Genomic DNA, 2,868 nt, shown 5'->3' with positions numbered 1-2,868 from the left:
GTTTTGTAGCATGGGTTAATCTTGGTACAATCGTACTTTTAGGAACGATTGCAATATATGACTCTGGAAGCAGACTAACATGTCTTCCTTTTAACCCATCATTAAATAGCACAACGGTTCCAGATTCTGCCAGAGTCATATCACTGAACGTAATGCCAAGGTCGGCAGCTTTCGCAAATTCTATGTCCTCTTCTTTATGATCTAATCCCCATGTACGAAAATGTGTTGTACCTTCATTGCTGAAACATGGCGTAAGACCATACTCATTAAAGCGCTCATCATTCGAACATATAACAGATTTGATATTCCATTCTTTTATACAAGACCCCAATGTTTCAACAAGATTTTCCGTTGTTGTTCGCTTTACTTCTGTATGAATTACTTCGCAGTGCTCTATTAACTTTAATACAAGTTCGTCTTGCGAAAGTCCGTCAAAAACATTCCACTGCGGGGAAAAAGACCATTTCGGTTTCTTCACTGCTTCTGGACGTTTTCTACCAAGCTTTTCTGATAATTGGAGTAAAAATTCCTCACGATTTTGGATGGCCATCATCGTTCTCCTTTACGTGTTTTTCAAACCACTCTCGAAACGGTTGTTTTTTCGGAACTGGAAAATCTCTCGCGTCCGTCCAAGCTTTTAACGGTCCAATGCCGCGCTCAATCTTATCTCCTTTTGCGAGAGGTTTTAATGCATACGGAGCGCTCTTCGCTGCAAAAGAAAATAGTCTAGGACTCTTCACCGCTTTTTCAAAACCTTTCATAGCCACGTTCCAAGCTACAGGTGATTGTTTTTCTTCTACAATGCGGCTGCGGTGTTTAATTAATAAGTCATGTAACGGGATTTTCACTGGACACGCTTCTGTACAAGCACCACAAAGGCTAGATGCATAAGGCAAATCCTTATATTCATCATATCCCCCTAAAAGCGGTGTTAACACAGCTCCGATTGGTCCTGGATAAATAGAGCCATATGCATGTCCACCAATATGCCTGTATACAGGACACACATTAATACATGCCGCGCAACGAATGCACTGAAGGACACTTTGGAATTCTGTTCCTACAATATCGGAACGACCATTATCAACAATGACTAAATGAAATTCCTCAGGTCCATCTGTCCCGCCAGGCTCAGTTAACCCTGTAATATAACTTGTTAACTTTTGTCCTACAGAACTTCGGCAGAGTAGTGTTACTAAAACATCAAGCTCTTCCCATGTCGGAACAATACGTTCCATCCCCATAACTGTAATCAACGTTTTCGGAAGTGTCGTAGTAAGCCTTGCATTTCCTTCGTTCGCTACGATAGAAATTGACCCAGACTCTGCAACAGCAAAGTTACATCCAGTCACCCCTATATCCGCTGCAAAAAAATCATCACGTATATACGATCTTACAAACCTCGCCATTTCCGTCGGATCAGATGTTCCCGTATAATCTAACTTTGTTTTAAATATTTCACAAATGTGTTCTTTATCCTTGTGAAGACACGGAACAACAATATGTGACGGCGGATCGTGGTCGTTCACTTGTAGAATAAATTCAGCAAGATCTGTTTCTAACACTTCCGCTCCAGCTTCTTCAATCGCTTCATTTAAACTGATTTCTTCCGTTACCATCGATTTTGATTTCACAATTTTTTTCGCGTTTTTCTTTTTTACAATCCCTTTTACATATTCCCTTGCGTCTTCTGCAGTCTTTGCGAAATAAACAAAACCACCGTTTTTCTCGATATTTTCACTCAGCTCATATAAATAATAATCAAGGTTTTCTAATGTATGCTTTCGAATTTCTTCTCCTAAAGCTCGCCATTCTTCCCAGTTTCCAAGACTCTCAGTAGCTTTTAATTTCTTGATTCTAAGACCATCTTGCGCTTTCCTGACAGCCTGTCGCATAAATGGATCCCCAATGCCTGTTTTAGTACGCTTATGAAAGGGATCGTTCCCAATTTTCATTCCCATCTCTATATCCCCCCTTGTTTTCGATCTTCATTTAATACTTGAGCAATATGTTTTACATCAATTGGATAACCATTGCGTGTTAAACGTCCTTTTATATTCATTAAGCAGCTACAATCCATCCCAATTAACACTTCCGCACCGGTTTCCATAATATGCTTTACTTTTTCCTCAACCATTTGCTCAGAAATTTCTGGCATTTTCACTGAGAATGTACCCCCAAATCCGCAGCAATCATAATTATGCGGCAGTGAAACAACTTCCAGTCCCTTTACACATTTTAATAATTTTTGCGGTGGTTCCTTAATCCCCATTAATCGGCTCATATGACAAGATGTATGAACCGTTGCTTTTTTATGAAGCTCCGCACCTAAGTCTTCTTTCCCTAATACTTCCACAAGAAATTGTGTGAACTCATATGTTTTATTTCCAAGTTCAGTAGCTTTTTTCTTCCACTCCGCTTCACTTTCAGAAAATAAGCTAGAAAACTCGTGAACCATCATAGCGCAAGAGCCCGATGGTGCCACAACATATTCTGAACTAGCAAAGGCTTCAATCATATGTTTTGCAGCTGTTTTTGTTTCTTTAACATACCCGCTATTATAAGCTGGTTGTCCGCAGCAAGTTTGAGTTTTAGGAAAATCCACTTCACACCCTAAATCTTCAAGAATTTCCACAACATCTCTTCCTACTTCTGGATAAAAAACATCTGCAACACAAGTAATAAATATTGATACTTTCATATTTGCACCCCTAAATACAGTAAAGTAAGCTCAAGTAGCTTTATAAACAAATTCACCTTATCTGTATATTATTGGTAAAAAACAAAAAAATATGAATAGAAATAGCAAAAAAAAGACTCTCAAATTTGAGCATAGCCATCAACTTAAAAAATGCATTGTTCCTAAAA

General features: G+C 38.8%; 3 protein-coding genes. All 3 read right to left on the bottom strand.

The genetic code is table 11. The features are described from left to right. The coding region (locus AC1DTM_RS21645; protein ID WP_477000843.1) for a LutC/YkgG family protein at positions 1–550 on the bottom strand (550 nt) is incomplete at its 3' end. After that, on the bottom strand, positions 531–1,961 hold the full coding sequence (locus tag AC1DTM_RS21640; protein WP_016104090.1) for a LutB/LldF family L-lactate oxidation iron-sulfur protein: 1,431 nt from the start codon (positions 1,959–1,961) through the stop codon (positions 531–533). The genes AC1DTM_RS21645 and AC1DTM_RS21640, both read right to left, overlap by 20 nt. A gap of 2 nt (positions 1,962–1,963) precedes the next feature. Further along, positions 1,964–2,701 (bottom strand): (Fe-S)-binding protein, encoded by a 738-nt coding sequence (locus AC1DTM_RS21635; protein ID WP_002158996.1) that lies wholly within the window; start codon positions 2,699–2,701, stop codon positions 1,964–1,966. Between the last annotated feature and the right edge of the window lie 167 nt (positions 2,702–2,868).

This window comes from Bacillus sp. P4_D3 (assembly GCF_056401855.1).
Note: the sequence above shows the minus strand (reverse complement) of the source record. Positions and strands in the feature narration are given on the sequence as shown.

Excerpts from the sequence above, each read along its gene's own strand:
- AC1DTM_RS21640 (WP_016104090.1), bottom strand. The coding sequence starts at position 1,961 with ATGGGAATGAAAATTGGGAACGATCCCTTTCATAAGCGTACTAAAACA.
- AC1DTM_RS21635 (WP_002158996.1), bottom strand. The coding sequence starts at position 2,701 with ATGAAAGTATCAATATTTATTACTTGTGTTGCAGATGTTTTTTATCCA.